Raw genomic sequence first — 17,570 nt, forward strand, 5'->3', positions numbered from 1 at the left:
AGTCGCCATGACTGTGCCCAACTTGGCTTGTGAAGGTGAGCTCGAAGAAGTCGGCGTCGGCAAGCTGCGTACTGAAGCAGGCGCTGAAATTCCCGAGGTGCGTATCGCGTATCAACGGTGGGGCGAATTCGCCGGTGACCCGCACGGCAAGAATAACGTGCTGCTCATCGAGCATGCGGTGACCGGCGATTCCAACGTGGCCGACTGGTGGGCCGACCTGCTGGGCCCAGGCAAGGCTTTGGATACGCGGAAATGGTGCGTGATCGCCACCAATGCGCTGGGCGGCTGTGCTGGTTCCACTGGGCCCGCCAGCGCGCATCCCGACGACGGCCGTGCCTGGGGTTCGCGCTTCCCCGCGCTATCGATTCGAGATTTGGTGAGAGCGGAAAGGCAATTCCTAGAAGTCCTCGGAATCACCCAGGTCCATGCCATCATCGGTGGCTCCATGGGCGGGGCGCGCACACTGGAGTGGACGCTGCTGTACCCGGAATCCATAACCGCGGCCTGCGTCATTGCGGTATCAGCGCGGGCTTCGGGCTGGCAGATTGGCATTCAATCCGCACAGATTTCTGCCATTGAGCGCGACCCGTTCTGGCACGGCGGGGATTACTACGCAAGCGGCAAAACGCCTCGCGAAGGGCTCGCCGCCGCGCGCCGGATTGCCCACCTCACCTACCGCGGCGAACAGGAAATCGACGAGCGCTTCGGCGTCCAGGCACAACGCGGCGAGGATCCGCTCGGGCCTTACCGCGCGGGGAACCAGCGTTTCGCGGTCAACTCCTACTTGGACTATCAGGGAGAAAAACTCGCCCGCCGCTTCGACGCCGGCTCCTATGTAACGCTGACGGAGGCGCTCAACCGCCACGACGTCGGCCGCGACCGCGGCGGCCTCAACAAAGCGCTAGCAACATCGACTGTTCCCACGATGGTAGTCGGCGTGGACACGGACATCCTCTACCCGTATCACCAGCAGGAACATATCTCGCGCAACATTGGCAACCTGCTGGCCATGGCGAAAATCGTCTCCCCCGTCGGCCACGATGCTTTCTTGGCCGAAGCCCGCCAGATGGACCGAATCTTGCGTAACTTCCTTACGCTCTCGGCACCTGACGGACTGGAGTTGGAAACGGCGTTTAGCGGCAGCGAGTACTACATCTAAGACCCCAACGCATCGACTGAAACCGACAAAAACACCATCACGGCACCAATAACGCCGCTAAAGCACGCATCAAAACGGCGCGAGCGGACCGCGAGGATGCCGACGATTTTCGAGTCACAGCTAAGCCGCACCAACGAAAGCCAAAGCAGGCCTGCACCAAGGACTACCGTGGCGCGGCGCCAGTGCTCGGAAATCGCAAAAACCGCAGAAAGTGCAACGGCGGCACAAAATAGCCCCACGGCCGCCCACTGCACTGACGCGGGTAGGCGGGAGGGCCGCAGATTGGCGTCGTGCGGGTTATCGAGGTTTAGCTCCGGGGCCATCTACTGCTGGCCCGCCAGCTTTTCTGCGCGCTCCACGATGTTGGACACCAGGAAGGCACGGGTCAGCGGGCCGACACCGCCCGGGTTCGGCGAGACGAAGCCGGCCTTGTCCCAGACGTCTGGTGCGACGTCGCCAGCCAGCTTGCCATCAACGCGGGAAACTCCGACGTCGAGAACCGCGGCGCCTTCCTTGATCATGTCTGCGGTGAGCATATGTGCCTTGCCGGCCGCTGCGATGATGACGTCGGCAGCGCGCGTCTCAGCGGCCAAGTCCTTGGTGCCGGTGTGGCAGAGCGTAACGGTGGAGTTCTCACTGCGGCGGGTAAGCATCAAGCCGATCGGACGACCAACAGTCACACCACGACCGATGACGACGACCTTCGCGCCATCCAGCTCCACGCCAAAGCGACGCAGCAGGTGAATGCAACCATTCGGGGTGCACGGCAGCGGGGCATCCTCGTTCAAAACCAGCTTGCCCAGGTTGACTGGGTGCAGGCCATCGGCGTCTTTTTCCGGATCAATCTTGGCCAGGATCTTGTTTTCATCCAGGTGCTTCGGCAGCGGCAGCTGCACGATGTAGCCGGTGCAGCCGTCGTCTTCGTTCAGCTCGTCGATGACCTTTTCCAGCTCCTCCTGGCTAATATCCGCCGGAAGGTCCTTGCGGATGGAGTTAATTCCCAGCTGTTCGCAGTCGCGGTGTTTCATCTTCACATAGGAATGCGAGCCCGGGTCATCGCCCACCAGCACGGTGGCCAGGCCAGGCTGGATGCCCTTTTCCTTGAGGGCCTCGACGCGGGTTTTCAGATCCGCGAAGATCTCGTCGCGGTACAACTTGCCATCTAGTTTGGTTGCGCTCATGCGCTCCATCCTAGACTTATGCCCATGAGCCAGCTGCACATCGTCTTTGATAATCCCGTGATCCCCACCAATACCGGCAACGCAATCCGCACCGCCGCCGTCACTGGAGCGTCCCTGCATCTCATCGAACCGCTCGGATTCAACTTCGATGACAAGCACCTAAAGCGCGCCGGCCTGGACTACCACGACCTTGCTGACCTGCACATCCACAAGGACTTCGACGCTTGCATGGACGCACTGCCCGGCGCGCGCGTGTTTGCTTTTAGCACGCATACCGATAAGTGGTTCACGGACGTCGAGTTCCAAGAAGGCGATGTCCTACTCTTTGGCACCGAGCCCACCGGCTTGCCGCCAGAGCATCTTAATCACCCACGTATCACCGAGCAGGTGCGCATCCCGATGGTCCCGGCGCGCCGTTCGATGAACCTGTCTAACGCGGCGTCGACAGCCGTGTATGAGGCTTGGCGCCAGCTGGGGTTTAAGGGCGCTGTCTAGGACAATTGTCACAACGATTAGGTAAACCATCATTCGGTTAGGGTAACTTTATAACCGAATTTGAAAGGATGCCTAGTCATGTTGCCTTTGCACGTACGCTCAGGCGAGTCGACCTCCCACAACTCGGCCTACTCCCTGCCGGTCGGTTCTACTGTTACCCTGCGCCCCGAATGCCTGGATTGCGTGCATAATCCGGCCATGGCCCGCCGCTTGGGCGAGCTGGGCATCCGCCCGGGAGCATGCCTAACCGTCGGCGCGCATGTGGCAGGTGGCGCGCGCATCGTCGCGGTTGGCTCCTGCCGCTACGCCATTGACCGCCAGACGCTGCAATCAATCGGGGTTTAGTGATGAGTGCTGTAACGCCCAGCTGCCATGGAAATCCGGGCGGGGCGCTGGCTCCCGCGGGCGCTGCCATCATCGCCATGGTGGGTGCTCCGAACTCCGGCAAGTCTACGCTTTTTAATGCGCTAACCGGTTCGAAGGTGCAGACCGGCAACTGGCCGGGCACGACCGTGGAGGTCAGCCGCGGCGCATGGAATATTGCGCATTCGTGTTGCCCGGCCGAGGTTGCCGATCTCATTGACTTCCCCGGCAGCTATTCTTTGGATCCGCTCAGCCCGGATGAGGCGCTCACGCGCACCATGCTTTACGACGCCGCCCCTGCCGAGCGCCCCGATCACGTCATCGTCGTGGTCGACGCGACTGCGGTTGCGCGCGGGCTCAACTTGGCGTTTCAGCTCGCAGAGCTTCCCTACCGGCTCAGCATCGCGCTGACCAAGCTGGACGTGGCACAAGACCAGGGCTTACAGGTGGATGCCGATGCGCTCGCGAGGGCCACGGGAATCCCGGTGGTCTGTGTGGATGGCCGCCGGCGGGAAGGATTGGAGCGCCTGCGTGAGACGGTGCAGGTTTCCCTCACTAAGGAGCCACAGGTCCTGCGCGAAGACGCCAGCATCGACGCCCGCTTTGCGGATCTCGACGCCGCCACCAAAGCAGCGGTGCACACGCAGTCCCAGCCGGTCACGCGTTCGCAGCGCCTAGATGCGATAGCGCTGCACCCGGTAGCGGGCCCGTTGCTTTTCCTCGCGGTGATGTGGCTAGTCTTTCAGATAACCACCACGGTGGCCGCTCCTCTGCAAGACGGCTTGGAGGCGCTCGTCTCAGGGCCCATCTCTGACGCAGCACGCCACCTGCTGGAGGCAATCGGCCTTCAGCATCCGCTGGTAGAGGGCTTGCTTGTCGACGGCCTTATTGGCGGCGTCGGCATGGTCCTCACCTTTGCACCCCTGATGGCGCTGATGTTTTTGTGCCTGGCCGTGCTGGAGGATTCTGGCTATATGGCCCGCGCGGCAGTGGTTACGGACCGTTTCATGCGCGCCATCGGCCTGCCAGGCAAGGCATTTTTACCTATAGTTGTAGGCTTTGGCTGCAACGTTCCTGCCATTGCTGCGACCCGCGTGCTGGGTTCGCCGCGGCATCGCATCATGACCTCGCTGCTTCTCCCGTTTACCTCCTGCTCTGCCCGGTTGGTGGTCTTCGTGATGCTGGCGGAGACCTTCTTCCCAGGTCATGCCGGCAGCGTCGTTTTTTGTATGTACGTCATCTCCATCGCTCTGCTTATTCTGGTGGGATTGGTGCTGCGCGGCACGTTGTGGCGGGCTGTGCCGCAGGACCCGCTGGTCATCGATCTTCCGACGTACCAACTTCCCACCTTCCGCCTCGCCATGTCGGTGATGTGGACGAGGCTGAAGGGATTTCTGCAGACTGCCGGCGGCATCATCGTCTCCACGGTGGTGGTCATCTGGCTGCTCATGGCGATTCCCGTAGGCGCTGATGGGGTTTCCCTGTCTGACTACAAGTCGCCAGCTCCTGAGGATTCAGCTTATGGCGCTATCTCGCGCAGCATCGCTCCGGCCTTTGCCCCGGCGGGCTTTGATTCTTGGTCGCTCGCGGGCCCGCTAGTGACGGGGGTTGTGGCCAAGGAAGCACTGATTTCCACGTGGTCGCAGACCTACGCAGTAGACGACGTCACCGACGCCGCACCCTAAGAACAGGCATCGAGCCCCTTAAGCGAGAAGGTGCGCGCCGACTTCGCCGCAGCCTCCGACGGACATACGAACGCTGCAGTGTGGGCGTATATGCTCTTCCTGCTCGCCTATACCCCATGCGTGGCAACGCTGGCTGCCCAGAAACGGGAGATTGGCTGGCGCTGGACACTCTTCGGTTTCGCGGTGCAACTATTTACCGCTTGGGCCTTGGCCGTGGTCGCCTTCCAGCTCTTGAGGCTGCTATGACCTCGCCCATTGCTCAGGTAAAGGACGCGATTTCCTCCGGCACCACCACCCGCGCCGGAATCGCGCACGTAACGGGCCTTAAAATCGGCACGGTCAATCTTGTGATTTCACACCTGCTCTCCACCGGGGAGCTAAACGCCGAAACGCTCAACTCCTGCCCCACCAGCGGATGCGGTTCCTGTACTGCTGCAGCCCACTGCGGCACAGCCTCCGCCAACCCCGGACGAAAGCGCGGTCCAGTCTTGCTTAGTCTGCGCCGGCCTCGCCCGGCGCCGGCATCGTAGCCTCGTGCTCCATCGAAGGCAGTTGGCGTTGCCGCAGGCGGGTGAGAAGCTCGGCGGCGTCGGCAAGCGCAAGCTGCTTTCCCGCCATTCCAACGGGACCCTTAACCAGATCGAAGCGGATGTTTTGCACACCCAGCAGCTGATTGAGCGGGCCGGCTTGGACCGTCAGTTCCTGGATATGCGGAGTGCCCACGACCATCACCCGACGCGACAGTCTTCCTGAATGCACAACGGCGACGTCCTCGCCCACCAACGTGACCGCCTGCTGGCGCACATCCACCGGCGAGGCCAACCAGGCCTTACGCGGCGACACATAGGTGGGGTGGGTGTGCCCCTCTGGCTGGGCGTAATACTCGATCTGCGCGGCATCAAGATCGGAGACCAGCTCTAGTACGCGCAGCGCCTGCTCCCGCGTGCCCACCGGCAAGATGCGCGTGGAGCCCGACTGCTTGCCGCCGCCCACCGCGCCGTACCCGGCCACGGAAACCTGCACCTCGTACCAGCCAAACATGCGCCACAGCAGCGGCTGGGTAACCCGCACCGCGTGAATGCGCGAACGGCGGATGGTCTGGCGGCGGCGGTCAGCCAAGCCGTAGGAGATGTTGAGTACCTCATCGTAGCCGTCGTAGCGGGATTGAAAGCGCCACGAGGTATCAATGAGATTCCAAATATTGGGCACAAAGCCCACCACGATGGGCACCGTGGCGGCGCGGAAATCCGGCAGAGCGAGGAAAATCGCCATGACTACAACCGCAATCAGCGTGGGCAAACGCAGCGCCTCCGCCGCCAGCGTGCGACCGACGGGGATTTCCGGAATCAGCTGCCAGCCCTGCTCTTCCGCCGGAGCTACCTGCCCGACCGCCTCGGAACCGGCATCCTCCGACACCGCCGAACGGCTATGCACGTGGGTCAGAAGCTCCTCGCGCAACGCCATGGCCTCTTGCCTGCGCAGAAAGGAAATCTCAATGACAGAGGCCGTGCCGCCGGCTGTTTCCACGCGCACTGCAGCCAGACCAAATAACCGCGCGATGACGGACTCCACCACGTCTACCGCTTGGATACGGTCATAGCGCGCGGAGCGAAAAGACGTGGAAATCACGCCATGACGCAGCGCCACCTCATCGGGGCCGAGCTTATAGCCCAGCTTGCGCCACCAGATGGCGGAGACATACCAAATGCCCAGGCAGACCACGACGAAGCCGCCGAGCCCCGCGAGCGTTCCAAAGCCAATGTCACTCCAGTGCCCGCCGCGTAGGTAGGCCGCGATGTCGGAGAGCATCTCCACGTTGAAGTTGAGCACGAAAATGGCCAGAAACGCGAAGATAACCGACCAAAAGCGCAGCAGCGGCGTCAGCCGGTGCACACGGCGATAGCCTTCCCTATCAACCGCGGCGCGGTCCTTGCCCATCCGGTGCCGTCCGCTCACAGTCCGCTCATCCTCTCGCGTGCCTTCACGGCGAGGCGCTCGCGCAATGCATCGGCGTCAGCGGCTAAAAGGCCTGCAATTTTCGCATCTGAGCTTGTCGACGCCGTGTGAATCTTCACCCTTTTCAGCCCCAAGGACCGCTCGATGGGGCCGGCGGAGACGTCCACGAACTGGATGCGGCCGAACGGAACAATGGTCAGGCGGTACCACAGCTTGCCGCGGGTAATCACCAGCTCATCGTCGGTCTCCTTCCACCCCATATTCGCCACCTGCGCGGGGATGAGCCAGAGCAAGTAGACGAACCACGCTACCCAGGCTCCGGCGAACCAGTACCAAAATGAGCTGGCGAAGTATCCCGCAACCGCGAAAGCGATAGCAAAGCCTGCCGACCAGCTCAGGTGGTGAATATAGCGAGCTGTGGTCAGCTTCCGGGAGACCGGATGCATGTCTGGAGGAAGGGCGGAGCGCATGCCGCCTATGCTAACAAAGCCTCAGATTTCTTGACAAAGTGTTGGGTTTATGCAACACTTTGGTTTATGTCCCCAAAGAAAAAGCCGTCTTCCCCAATTTTCAATAGGGTTCGGTTGCTCCGAGTCGAGAGGGACATGTCGCGCGCCCAGCTTGCCGACGCCGTCGGGGTCAACCCCCAAAGCATCGGCGCCCTTGAGCGTGGCGATCACTCTCCCAGCCTCGACCTCGCATTCAGCATCTGCGAAGTATTCGGCCTCCCTGTCGAAGCCGTCTTCTCCCGCACCGAATTCCAGCCGCTATCCACCGAGATCTATCGAAAGGACTAACCGCTCATGGCAACCACAGCTGCTAAAGCTCGCGTCACAAATCGCAACCGCCTCATACGCCTCGCCGACGTCGGGCTTGCAATCATCGTCTTATCCATCCCGCTGCAGTTCTGGGACGATTTCACGTCCTTCATGCTGGCCTGCTTGGGTAGCTGTGTAACCGGCTTCGGCGTGTCCAAGCTACGCAAGACTATCGACTCCGCCGACCTACCCACTATCGAACTCGACGAGTACATGCTGCAACTTCATATAGAGGCCCGCGAAGATGGACTTAAGCTCGCCTTGTTTTCTTCCATGTTCATGTTCGTGGCCTGCGGCGCTATTGCTCTTGGAACCCGCTTTCTTGATTCCATGGACGGAATCTTCGTGGCCAGCTTGTTCTTCAAGCTGATCATGCTGCAAATGCTGTGGGTTCCATTCACCGTGGCCAAGTCTCTGGCAGGCAAATTCAACCGCGACGAACTAATTTCTGGGGATTAATCATGCCTATCCGCACCAAGTACTTCTATTCCAGCTTCGTCGGACTGTTCATTGCACTCGCCGCTATAGCAGTCAATCCCTTCTCCAACGTCATTGCGATGTTCTTGTGGGTCGGCGGCCTTGCCTGGCTCGTTATCTGCCTGGGGCGCCTTCAAGTTCTAATCGGAAAAGACAATATGGACCCAGCCTTCGCAGACGAATATCAGCGCAGCCGCATCGATCGCGCGCGCAGCAACGTCTTCAAGTACGCGTATTTTGCCCTCGGCAGTTTAATGGTGCTGATGCTCTGTCTGCCGTTGCTCGACCTAGTTGGACAAGACGTTCCATGGCCGGAAATCGTGCGCTGCCTAGGCATGCTTGCCGGCGTATTGATGTTCGGGGCATCGCTGACTCTGCTCGGCACGATCGCCCTTGGCATGGACACCGATGATCGTGCCGAACTCGTAGCTTCCTAGACCCCTTTTTAAGTATCCTGCTCCCAGCCGTCGACAACTTCCTGGATGTCCGCGTGGCCTAGGTCGCGTGCTTCCTGCTTGGAGATGTACTCGCCGGATTCGTAGTCATAAGGGATAGACTCGCTACTTAGAAAAGGCCAGGTAGAGCAGGAAGAAAAGCAGGCCCGCTGCCAGCGCGGGGTGAATGTTATGCGGCTTTACCTGAATACGGGGGGATTTCTCGCACCGGCCTAACGGAAATCACGCGAGCCGCGGGAGAGCCACTCACCCATGGCAAGCGGCTCCAGCTTGTCTGCCACCACATTGACCGCGCCCGTGGCATTTTGCACGATGCCACGAATAACCAGCGCTTTAGACGTCCTGGCCACGGTCTTGTTGAGCTGCCACAGCCCCGGTGAGACCATCACGTTCATCAAGCCGGTCTCATCCTCCAAGCCCAAAAAGATGACGCCGGCGGCAGTCTGCGGACGCTGCCTATGCGTCACGATGCCCGCAATCCGCACCCGTGTACCGTCTGGAACCTGCCGCAGCTGTGCGGCGGTGCAGACATGGGCGTCGTTAAGCGCGGCGCGCACGAGCTCCATCGGCTGTTTGTCGTGGGTAACGCCAGTACTGGCGACGTCGGAAGCCATCAGCTCGAAAGCGCTCATGCCAGGCAGGCTCGGCGCAGAAATAGCCGAAAGCCCTGCAAGCATGCCCGCCTTTTCCGTGGCCGCCACCCCCGCCTGCCACAGCGCCTGACGCCGGCTTAGCCCAAAGGTCTCCAGCGCACCGGCACTGGCCAAAGCCTCCACATGTTCCACGCTAAGCTCCGCCCGCCTAGACAGATCCGCGATGTCTTGAAACGGCGTCTGCGCGCATGCATCCTCGATACGCTGCGCGGCCTTCTCCCCCAACCCCTTGATGAGGTTAAGGCCCAGCCGGATCGCCACCTCGCCGCCGTCTTGGACCACCGCACGCGCCTGGCACCCCGAAGCGTTCACGTCCAGCGGAAGAACTTCCACGCCGTGCCGCCGCGCATCCTGAATGAGCGATTGCGGCGAATAAAAGCCCATCGGCTGCGCCCGCAGCAGACCCACGCAAAACTGCGCCGGATAGTGATACTTCATCCACGCCGAGAAGTAGACCAACGAGGCAAAAGACTGCGAGTGCGACTCTGGGAAGCCATAGGCTGCAAAGGCCACGATCTTGTTCCACAGTTTGTCCGCAACCTCGCCCTCGATGCCATTCGTCTGCGCGAGCCCATCATAAAAACGCTGCTTGAGCGCGGCCATCCGTGCAGGCGAGCGCTTCGAGCCCATCGCACGCCGCAGGTCATCGGCCTCCGCTCCGGAAAAGCCTGCGGCGTCGACGGCAATCTGCATCAGCTGCTCCTGAAACAGCGGAATGCCCAGCGTCTTGCCCAGAGACTTCTCCAGCACCGGGTGGTCATAGGTCACAGCCTCCTTACCGTCGCGGCGGCGCAGATAAGGATGCACCGAACCGCCCTGAATCGGGCCGGGACGAATGAGCGCAACCTCCACCACCAAGTCGAAGAACTTCTGCGGGCGCAAGCGCGGCAGCGTGGACAGCTGCGCGCGCGATTCCACCTGGAATACCCCCACCGCATCGGCGCGGCAGAGCATGTCATAGACCTCTTTTTCCGCTAGGTCGAGCTCCCACAGATTCACCTTGTACCCGGTGGTCTCCTCCACCAAGTCCTGCATGTGGTGCAGCGCCTCCAGCATGCCAAGGCCCAGCAGATCGAACTTCACCAATCCGGCCGCCGCGCAGTCATCCTTATCCCACTGCAGCACCGAACGCTTTTCCATCCGCGCCCATTCCATCGGCACCACGTCTGCAATAGGACGGTCGCACAACACCATGCCGCCCGAGTGAATGCCCAGGTGGCGCGGTTGGCCGAGGAATTGCTCCGCCAGCTTAACGACGCCCTCCGGCGGCTCCGAAAGCCCCTTCGACCAGGAATCGGCGCTGCCTTGGGGATAGCCCAAGGCACGCGCTGCATCGCGAACAGCGCCCTTGCGGCGATACGTAATAACGTTGGCCACCTGCGCTGCGCGCTCGCGGCCATGCTTGTCATAGACGTATTGAATGACCTCCTCGCGGCGGCCGGATTCGATGTCGATATCGATGTCCGGTGGGCCATCGCGGTCTGGCGAAAGGAAGCGCTCAAAAAGAAGCCCCGCGGAAATCGGCTCGGCGTTAGTGATTCCTAAGGCAAAACACACCGCGGAGTTCGCCGCCGAGCCGCGCCCCTGGCAGAGGATGTTGGAGCGACGGCAAAAATCCACGAGGTCACACACGATGAGGAAATACCCTGGAAAGGTCAGCTGCTCGATAACGCCTAGCTCGTACTCGATCTGCTTCCACGCCCGCGAGCGAATCGCAGCCGGGCGCGAGGCATAGCGCTCTTCTGCTCGCTGCCAGGTCAGGTGCGTCAGCCAAGACATCTCGGTATGGCCTTCAGGCACCTCGAAGTCAGGCAGGTTCGGCGCGAGCGCATCCCAGGTGAAACTGCACTCCTTTAATACTTTGACGGTCTCGGCGATGAGCTCCGGCCGCTCCGGAAAAAGCTGCGCCATCTGCTCGCCTGAGCGCAGCCAGCCGGCACCCATCGGGGGCGCATCGGGTTCTGCCTGGTCCAGAGATTTTCTTTGGCTAAGCGCACGCTTTGCCGCGGCTAGGCGCGCTTCCTGCCGTGTGGCGGCAGCGGGTAAGGCAGTGGCGATGGCGCGCAGATTATTGCATTTATCCAGTTCAGCGTGGCGATCTGCGTCCTCAGGAGACATCGTGCAGGAATATTCAAGTACTATGCTGTCTATTTTTATTCTTTCGAGCACATGATCGATTTTGTCCAACCATTGCCAGTCCAGAAGAAACAGACAATAATCTTGCAAACGCTCCGCAATTACTTCCAACGGCGGGTAAGCCACCTCGCCCTTCACACCTGCATCCATGCGCGCTTGGGCAATCAATCGCGATAGCCGGCGGTACCCCTCGGGGGTGCGGGCGAGGACGACAAGAGGGCCGTCGACAAGCGAAAGCTCCGCCCCAAACACCGCCGGCAGCCCCGCCTTAGCGGCGGCTTCGGCAAATTTCATCAGGCCATAAAAACCGTCCTTATCCACCAGCGCAAGCCCCTCTAGCCCCAGCTGCATCGCGCGCGCCACCAGCTCTTCCGGCTCCGAGGCGCCGTCCAAAAAGCTATAGGAAGAAACCGCATGCAGCTCCGCGAAAGGCACGGCCGAGACCCCGCGCTCGAGACCCTCGCCCCGCTCCCCCAAGTGCTCCACCGAAACGGGCGTTGCGGCAGGACGACCGGAAAGAATCCGCTCCACCCGCGACCAAGGCAGCGCCACCCCACCATTAAACCTCATAGGAAAAAGATAGGATCGAAACTATGTTCTAGTCAATTTTTCAGTCTCACCCAAAGCGATATAGACAAAGCGGTTCAATCATTGCTAGGTTTCTTGCAACAAACGTTATTTCACTCGAAGGGACACCTCATATCATGCGTATTCGCCGCGTTCTCGCTGCTTCCTCCGCAGCCGTCATCGCAGCCACCAGCCTGGCTGCTTGCTCCTCTGGCGATTCCGACGGCAAGATCGTCGTCGGCACTACCGACGCCGCTAAGAAGGCATGGTCCGCCTTCGAGGACGAAGCCGAGGCACAAGGCCTTGACATCGAGGTGCAGAACTTCTCGGACTACAACACCCCGAACCAGGCGCTTGACCAAGGCGAACTGGATACCAATAACTTCCAACACCTGAAGTTCTTGGCGGAGTTCAACAAGGGCAACGGCACCGACCTCGTTCCGATCGTCGCCACCGAAATCGTGCCGCTGGCATTGTTCTGGCAGGGCCACGACTCCCTCGACGGCATCGAGTGCCAGGAAGTAGCCATCCCGAATGACACCACCAACCAGGGACGCGCCATCAACGTCCTCGTACAGGCCAAGCTGGTTACGTTGAAGAAGGAAGGCCTCATCACCCCAGGTCTGCCGGATATTGACGAGGCAAAGTCCAAGGTCAAGGTCGTGCCTGTCGACGCCGCGCAGACCCCCACCGCCTACGGCGAAGGCAAGCCAGCCATCATCAACAACTCCTTCCTCGACCGCGCCGGCATCGACCCCACCACCGCCGTATTCCAGGATGACCCGAACTCCAAGGAGGCAGAGCCTTATATCAACGCCTTCGTCGTTCGCGCAGAAGACGCCAACAACGAGGAGATTAAGAAGGTCGCCGAAATTTGGCACTCCCAGACCGTCCAGGACGCCGTCGCAGAGGATTCCAAGGGCACTTCCGTTCCGGTTCAAAAGTCTCCGGAGGAGCTGAAGAAGATCCTCGACCGCGTGGCAGAGCAGAGCTAGCGCCGTGCAGCTGAAAAAGATTGCTGCGCTGGCTGCGGCAAGCATTGTTGCAGCCACGGGCCTTGCGGGTTGTTCTTCCAAGTCCTCCGAGTTTGCTGCCGGCACCGCAGAGGATCCAATCATCATCGGCACCACCGATGCCGAGCTTCCGGAGTGGGACGTATTGAAAGATCTCGCCGCCAAGGAAGGCATCGAGATCGAGATGAAAAGCTTCACCGACTATGCCACCCCGAACCAGTCCCTGGCGGAAGGCAGCACGGACACCAACAAGTTTCAGCACCTGAAGTTCCTGGCGGAATACAACGCGGGCAACGGCACCAACCTCGTTCCGGTGGCCTCCACGCAGGTCTACCCGATGCCGCTGTTTTGGAAGGGCCACAAGGATATAAAGGGCATCGAGGGCCAGGAAGTCGCCATCCCGAATGACGCCACCAACCAGGGCCGCGCCATCAACCTGCTGGCCGCCAACGATCTGGTGACTTTGAAGGAAAAAGGCAAGCTAACCCCGGATCCGGCCGACATCGACGAGGCCAAGTCAAAGGTCAAGGTAACCCCGGTCGATGCTTCCCAGACTCCGTCGGCATACGGCGAAGGCGCCCCTGCCATCATCACCAATTCCTTCTTCAAGCGCGCGGGCATCAACCCTGCTGAGGCAGTGCTTTACGACGACCCCGAAGCTCCCAGCGCCGATCCCACCGTCATGTTCGACCCATACATCAACGTCTGGGCAGTACAAGAAAAAGATAAGGACAACGATAAGGTCAAGCGCTTAGCGCAGCTGTACCTTTCACCAGAGGTCAAAAAGGCAGTGCAGGAGACCACGGGCGGCACCACCATCTTCGTGGATCGTCCGCAAGATGAACTCCAGGAAGTCCTGGATCGCTTGGAGACTTCCTCCGCCGAGTAAGGTCTTAGAAGGTTTTAGCCAGTCACAACAATATGAAGGAAACGCCTCACGTGACAGATAATCCCGGTGCCAAGCACGGCACCCGCATTGAGTTCCGCAACATCACCAAGGTCTTTACAAATAACAAGACCGAAACCAAAGCGCTTGACGACGTCTCGCTAACCGTCGAGCCCGGTGAAATCGTCGGCATCATTGGTTTTTCCGGCGCGGGTAAGTCCACGCTGGTGCGCATGATCAACGGCTTGGATAAGCCCACCTCGGGCCAGCTCCTGCTGGATGGCACCGACATCGTCGGCATGCCGGAGTCCAAGCTGCGCGGTATCCGCCGCAACATCGGCATGATTTTCCAGCAGTTTAATTTGATGACCTCGCGCACCGCGGCAGGCAACATCGAATACCCGCTGCGCCTAGCCGGTATGCCGAAGGAAGAACGCAAGAAGCGCGTGGAGGAGCTCCTGCAGTTCGTGGGCCTTGGCGATAAGGGCTCGAATTACCCGGAGCAGCTGTCCGGCGGTCAGAAGCAGCGTGTGGGCATCGCTCGCGCGCTGGCGACCAACCCTTCGCTGTTGCTGGCTGACGAAGCCACCTCCGCACTCGATCCCACCACCACGCACGAGGTGCTGGATCTGCTGCGCAAGGTCAACCGCGACCTTGGCATCACCATCGTCGTGATTACCCACGAGATGGACGTGGTTCGTTCCATCGCGGATAAGGTCGCCGTCATGGAAGCCGGCCGCGTCATCGAGGCCGGCAGCGTCTACGAGGTCTTTTCCAACCCGCGCACGGAGGTCGCTTCCAAGTTCGTTGCCACTTCCCTGCGCAACACCCCAGACCTGGTAGAAGCAGACGACCTCCTCGCCCACGAGGGCCGCCTTTTCACCATCAACCTGACCGAGAACTCCGGCTTTTTCACCGCATCGGCACGCTTGGCGGAAAAGGGCGTGTCTATCGCAGTGGTCCACGGCGGTATCACGACTCTGCAGAAGCATTCCTTCGGCAAGCTCACCGTGCGCTTGAACGGTAATGCCGCCGCCATCGAGGAGTTCTACCGCACCCTGCAACGCACCACCGAGATTGAGGAGATTTCCCGATGAACGTGACCTACCAAGCTGCCGCTGACTGGGATCGCTTGGGCGATACCCTCATCGAGGCCGTCCAAGACACCCTCATCATGGTCTCGACGACCCTGGTGGTCGCAGGCCTTCTCGGCCTCGTTTTAGGCGTCTTGCTCTACACCACCCGTCCAGGTGGCATCCTGCAGAACAAGGTTGTCTACTTCATCATCAATATCCTGGTGAACTTCATCCGCCCCATCCCGTTCATCATCCTGCTGGCCTTCGCACAGCCGCTAACCGTGGCGGTCCTCGGCGGATCTATCGGCCGCGAACCTGCGACCTTCGTCATGGTCATCGCAGCCACTTTCGCCGTGGCCCGCATCGTGGAGCAGAACCTGGTCGCCATCGACCCCGGCGTCATTGAAGCAGCCCGCGCGATGGGCGCTTCCCCTTGGAAGATCATCACCTCGGTCATCGTGCCGGAGGCCCTTGGCCCGCTGGTTCTGGGCTATACCTTCCTGTTCATCGGCATCGTAGATATGTCCGCGATGGCCGGCTACGTCGGTGGCGGCGGCTTGGGCGACTTTGCCATCGTCTACGGCTACCGCGCCTTCGAGTGGGAGGTCACCGTGGTGGCCACCCTGATTATCATCGTGCTGGTTCAGGCAGCGCAGTTCTTCGGCAACTGGCTTTCCGCCAAGATCATGCGCCGTTAATATCCCCCGCGTGCACACCCACTGCGTGCCACGCCTTTGAGGTCTTCGGACAGTCTCCACACGAGGAGATGACCCCGGAGACCTCTTTTTGTTCCAGCTCTACCCGCCAGGTGCGGCCGTCGTCATGGTGCACGGTATTTTCAAGCGCGTGCAATTGCCCATAGCGCAAGGCCTCCCCCGCCTCGATCAGCTCCCGCGCGACTGCCAGTTCCGCCACCTGCCCGCGCGGATCATAGAGCCCGCTGCCGCGATTGCCCGGGTAGAAATACTCCCCGCGACGCGCCGCCAGCAGCATCTCACGCGCCGCCTCAACGTTAAGCCTGCCAAAGGAATAGCCCCACGGCATCAAAAGAATCGACGGAGCGAAACGATGCCCCTTCGTGTGCGAGGTCTCCCATACCTCCTCCGGGAAACTTGCAGCCAGCTCCGCCGCAAGCGGGCGCCCCTTGACCGCACAGCACACGTCCCGACGCCCGTGGGTACAAATCAGCACAAGCGGGCGGGAAAGAACACCGTCTTCCGGCACCGCAAAATCCAACCCCAAGATGCCTTCCGGGCCGTCTAGGAGATGCTCCATATAAACTCCGCGCTCGGCCCAGACCACGTAGCAGCGATGCTTGCCGTTAATGCTGCGGCCTTCCTTGCCGGGCTTGCGGATAAGCTGCAGCCCTGCCACGCCTTTGAGCTTGGATTTAAGTTCAGCAGTGAGTTCCGGGCCGAAGGTCCCGCCGTCTAAGACATCGCGCGACCAGCCGTTTGGCCACTCGAAGAGCACAAATACGCTTTCTTTCTTGGCAGTGCCCGGAAGCGGCTCAACCTGTACGTCGGAGCAAAAAGTCATGTGCCACAGCTTACCTGCCATCAAAATGAAAATGATGACAACAATGTGGTTAAGAATCCTGCCTTGGCTATACAGAGTCGGTGGCTAGGCAATAGTCTGTTTGCATGCCGAAATTGTCCTCCCTCGTGCCTACTCTCGCTGTCCTTACTCTCGGATCTGTAGCTTTGGTAAGTTGCGCTAGCGACACAGAGGATAAATCCAGTCTCGCGTTCACAGAGGCGGTATCTACTACGTCCTCTGTCGAAGGCGCCCCCACGACCTCTGCTCCAGCCGGTGTAACCCCGCTTGGCGTCACCAATCTCAGCCGCAAGACAGAACGCCCCGCGGTGCCTTCCCAGCTGGTTGTCACCGATGTTCGCGTTGGCAATCACGATGGCTTCGAACGCGTCGTCTTCGAATTCACTGGGGAAGGCAGCCCCGGCTGGTTCATCGACTACACAGACAAGCCTCTGCAGCAGGGTTCCGGCAACGCCATCGACTATGAAGGCGCCACGGCTCTCAACGTCAACATCGACGGCACCGTTTATCCCTTCGAAAAAGACATGGCCGATCCCAATCTCGGCTCCACCCCCGGCGCAGGCGGTTTTATCACCGAGGTCAAAAGCTCCGGTACATTCGAAGGCCGCTCCCAGTTCGTGGTTGGCCTAAAGGAACGCCACCCATATTCCGTGCAGGTCCTGGAAGAACCCACCCGCCTGGTCATCGATTTCCTCGCTGCCACCTAGCAATAGGACGCCTCCACGCTCCACCGCCCGGCCGCCCAGACCAGCAGCCAGGCCCGCTGATTCTGCGTGCCTTGGCCTACCACTTGCAAGCGTGCGAGCCTTTGAGCTTCCTCTCCCCACCACGCAGTATCCACCGGCCATGGCCCAGCCCAGCCGATGACCTGATAGCGCTTGTTACCCCAGCTCAACGCCACTGGCGCCGCGCTCAATAGCGCTTCGGCGGTGACGTAGACGTCGCGGGAGGAATCGTCGAGAAGCCGGATGCGCGAGGCAGGGTGCGCCAAACTTGCCGGCAGCGGCGAGGGAATTCGGCCTGGCCAGCTGCCCTGCGGAGCGGGGTCGCGCTGCTCGCCGTAGGGGACGTACTCGATGCGCTCTGCCACCCC

Annotated in this window: 17 protein-coding genes and 2 pseudogenes; 12 read left to right on the top strand and 7 right to left on the bottom strand. The window is 60.7% G+C overall.

The features are described from left to right. The first annotated feature begins 7 nt into the window (after positions 1-7). A complete protein-coding gene (locus tag HMPREF2935_RS03260) occupies positions 8-1,159 on the top strand; it encodes a homoserine O-acetyltransferase MetX (RefSeq protein ID WP_061920685.1) in 1,152 nt (383 codons plus the stop codon). Here the strand turns inward: HMPREF2935_RS03260 and HMPREF2935_RS03265 are convergent. Together HMPREF2935_RS03265 and HMPREF2935_RS03270 are read right to left on the bottom strand one after the other, a co-directional pair. After that, on the bottom strand, positions 1,156-1,482 hold the full coding sequence (locus tag HMPREF2935_RS03265) for a DUF3017 domain-containing protein (RefSeq protein WP_061920683.1): 327 nt from the start codon (positions 1,480-1,482) through the stop codon (positions 1,156-1,158). The genes HMPREF2935_RS03260 and HMPREF2935_RS03265 overlap by 4 nt on opposite strands. After that, on the bottom strand, positions 1,483-2,340 hold the full coding sequence (locus HMPREF2935_RS03270) for a bifunctional methylenetetrahydrofolate dehydrogenase/methenyltetrahydrofolate cyclohydrolase (RefSeq protein WP_070731973.1): 858 nt from the start codon (positions 2,338-2,340) through the stop codon (positions 1,483-1,485). It lies immediately after the preceding gene. Positions 2,341-2,364: 24 nt separating this feature from the next. Here HMPREF2935_RS03270 and HMPREF2935_RS03275 point away from each other — a divergent pair, with 24 nt between their 5' ends. From HMPREF2935_RS03275 to feoB, 3 genes and pseudogenes are all read left to right on the top strand, one after another. Further along, positions 2,365-2,835 carry a tRNA (cytidine(34)-2'-O)-methyltransferase gene (locus HMPREF2935_RS03275; protein WP_061920678.1) on the top strand — a complete coding sequence of 157 codons (471 nt, stop codon included), beginning with the start codon at positions 2,365-2,367 and terminating at the stop codon, positions 2,833-2,835. A 78-nt stretch (positions 2,836-2,913) separates the two neighbouring features. Then, positions 2,914-3,180 carry a FeoA family protein gene (locus HMPREF2935_RS03280; protein ID WP_061920677.1) on the top strand — a complete coding sequence of 89 codons (267 nt, stop codon included), beginning with the start codon at positions 2,914-2,916 and terminating at the stop codon, positions 3,178-3,180. A 2-nt stretch (positions 3,181-3,182) separates the two neighbouring features. Then, positions 3,183-5,129 (top strand): annotated as a pseudogene (feoB, locus tag HMPREF2935_RS03285) (ferrous iron transport protein B). Between the two features lie 246 nt (positions 5,130-5,375). Here the strand turns inward: feoB and HMPREF2935_RS03295 are convergent. Both HMPREF2935_RS03295 and HMPREF2935_RS03300 read right to left on the bottom strand, forming a co-directional pair. Beyond that, positions 5,376-6,839: a PH domain-containing protein gene (locus tag HMPREF2935_RS03295; protein ID WP_246817771.1), complete on the bottom strand. Its 1,464-nt coding sequence runs from the start codon at positions 6,837-6,839 to the stop codon at positions 5,376-5,378. After that, on the bottom strand, positions 6,836-7,285 hold the full coding sequence (locus HMPREF2935_RS03300; protein ID WP_070731977.1) for a PH domain-containing protein: 450 nt from the start codon (positions 7,283-7,285) through the stop codon (positions 6,836-6,838). Before HMPREF2935_RS03300 ends, HMPREF2935_RS03295 begins: the two co-directional genes overlap by 4 nt. Positions 7,286-7,375: 90 nt before the next feature. Here HMPREF2935_RS03300 and HMPREF2935_RS03305 point away from each other — a divergent pair, with 90 nt between their 5' ends. Genes HMPREF2935_RS03305 through HMPREF2935_RS03315 form a run of 3 tightly spaced genes read left to right on the top strand, consistent with a single transcriptional unit; the run spans position 7,376 to position 8,571 of the window. Continuing rightward, entirely contained in the window at positions 7,376-7,636 is a 261-nt protein-coding gene (locus HMPREF2935_RS03305; RefSeq protein ID WP_061920672.1) for a helix-turn-helix transcriptional regulator, read from the top strand. Positions 7,637-7,642: 6 nt separating this feature from the next. Continuing rightward, complete coding sequence (locus HMPREF2935_RS03310) at positions 7,643-8,116, top strand: hypothetical protein (protein ID WP_061920670.1); 474 nt, start codon at positions 7,643-7,645, stop codon at positions 8,114-8,116. Between the two features lie 2 nt (positions 8,117-8,118). Next, the gene (locus tag HMPREF2935_RS03315; protein ID WP_061920668.1) at positions 8,119-8,571 is read left to right on the top strand and encodes a hypothetical protein; all 453 of its coding nucleotides are present in this window, start codon (positions 8,119-8,121) and stop codon (positions 8,569-8,571) included. 230 nt (positions 8,572-8,801) lie between these two features. Here HMPREF2935_RS03315 and HMPREF2935_RS03320 read toward each other — a convergent pair whose 3' ends face one another. Beyond that, positions 8,802-11,948 carry an error-prone DNA polymerase gene (locus HMPREF2935_RS03320; RefSeq protein ID WP_070731979.1) on the bottom strand — a complete coding sequence of 1,049 codons (3,147 nt, stop codon included), beginning with the start codon at positions 11,946-11,948 and terminating at the stop codon, positions 8,802-8,804. Positions 11,949-12,082: 134 nt separating this feature from the next. Between HMPREF2935_RS03320 and HMPREF2935_RS03325 the strand changes: the two genes are divergently transcribed. Genes HMPREF2935_RS03325 through HMPREF2935_RS03340 form a run of 4 tightly spaced genes read left to right on the top strand, consistent with a single transcriptional unit; the run spans position 12,083 to position 15,618 of the window. After that, positions 12,083-12,940, top strand: coding sequence for a MetQ/NlpA family ABC transporter substrate-binding protein (locus HMPREF2935_RS03325; RefSeq protein ID WP_070731982.1), 858 nt, complete (start codon positions 12,083-12,085; stop codon positions 12,938-12,940). 4 nt (positions 12,941-12,944) lie between these two features. Beyond that, positions 12,945-13,847 carry a MetQ/NlpA family ABC transporter substrate-binding protein gene (locus HMPREF2935_RS03330; protein WP_070731984.1) on the top strand — a complete coding sequence of 301 codons (903 nt, stop codon included), beginning with the start codon at positions 12,945-12,947 and terminating at the stop codon, positions 13,845-13,847. Positions 13,848-13,879: 32 nt separating this feature from the next. Continuing rightward, the gene (locus HMPREF2935_RS03335; protein ID WP_062042132.1) at positions 13,880-14,941 is read left to right on the top strand and encodes a methionine ABC transporter ATP-binding protein; all 1,062 of its coding nucleotides are present in this window, start codon (positions 13,880-13,882) and stop codon (positions 14,939-14,941) included. Continuing rightward, the gene (locus HMPREF2935_RS03340; RefSeq protein WP_062035800.1) at positions 14,938-15,618 is read left to right on the top strand and encodes a methionine ABC transporter permease; all 681 of its coding nucleotides are present in this window, start codon (positions 14,938-14,940) and stop codon (positions 15,616-15,618) included. Before HMPREF2935_RS03335 ends, HMPREF2935_RS03340 begins: the two co-directional genes overlap by 4 nt. Here HMPREF2935_RS03340 and HMPREF2935_RS03345 read toward each other — a convergent pair. After that, positions 15,605-16,459: a sucrase ferredoxin gene (locus tag HMPREF2935_RS03345; protein ID WP_061920825.1), complete on the bottom strand. Its 855-nt coding sequence runs from the start codon at positions 16,457-16,459 to the stop codon at positions 15,605-15,607. The two genes, HMPREF2935_RS03340 and HMPREF2935_RS03345, sit on opposite strands and share 14 nt — an antisense overlap. Positions 16,460-16,563: 104 nt before the next feature. Here HMPREF2935_RS03345 and HMPREF2935_RS03350 point away from each other — a divergent pair, with 104 nt between their 5' ends. After that, positions 16,564-17,184 (top strand): AMIN-like domain-containing (lipo)protein, encoded by a 621-nt coding sequence (locus HMPREF2935_RS03350; protein ID WP_070456032.1) that lies wholly within the window; start codon positions 16,564-16,566, stop codon positions 17,182-17,184. Here the strand turns inward: HMPREF2935_RS03350 and HMPREF2935_RS13470 are convergent. Next, a pseudogene (locus HMPREF2935_RS13470) lies at positions 17,181-17,570 on the bottom strand (DNA polymerase Y family protein); the annotation flags it as partial. The gene HMPREF2935_RS03350 and the pseudogene HMPREF2935_RS13470 sit on opposite strands and share 4 nt — an antisense overlap.

It is taken from the genome of Corynebacterium sp. HMSC076D02 (assembly GCF_001813815.1).
Taxonomy (GTDB): domain Bacteria; phylum Actinomycetota; class Actinomycetes; order Mycobacteriales; family Mycobacteriaceae; genus Corynebacterium; species Corynebacterium simulans.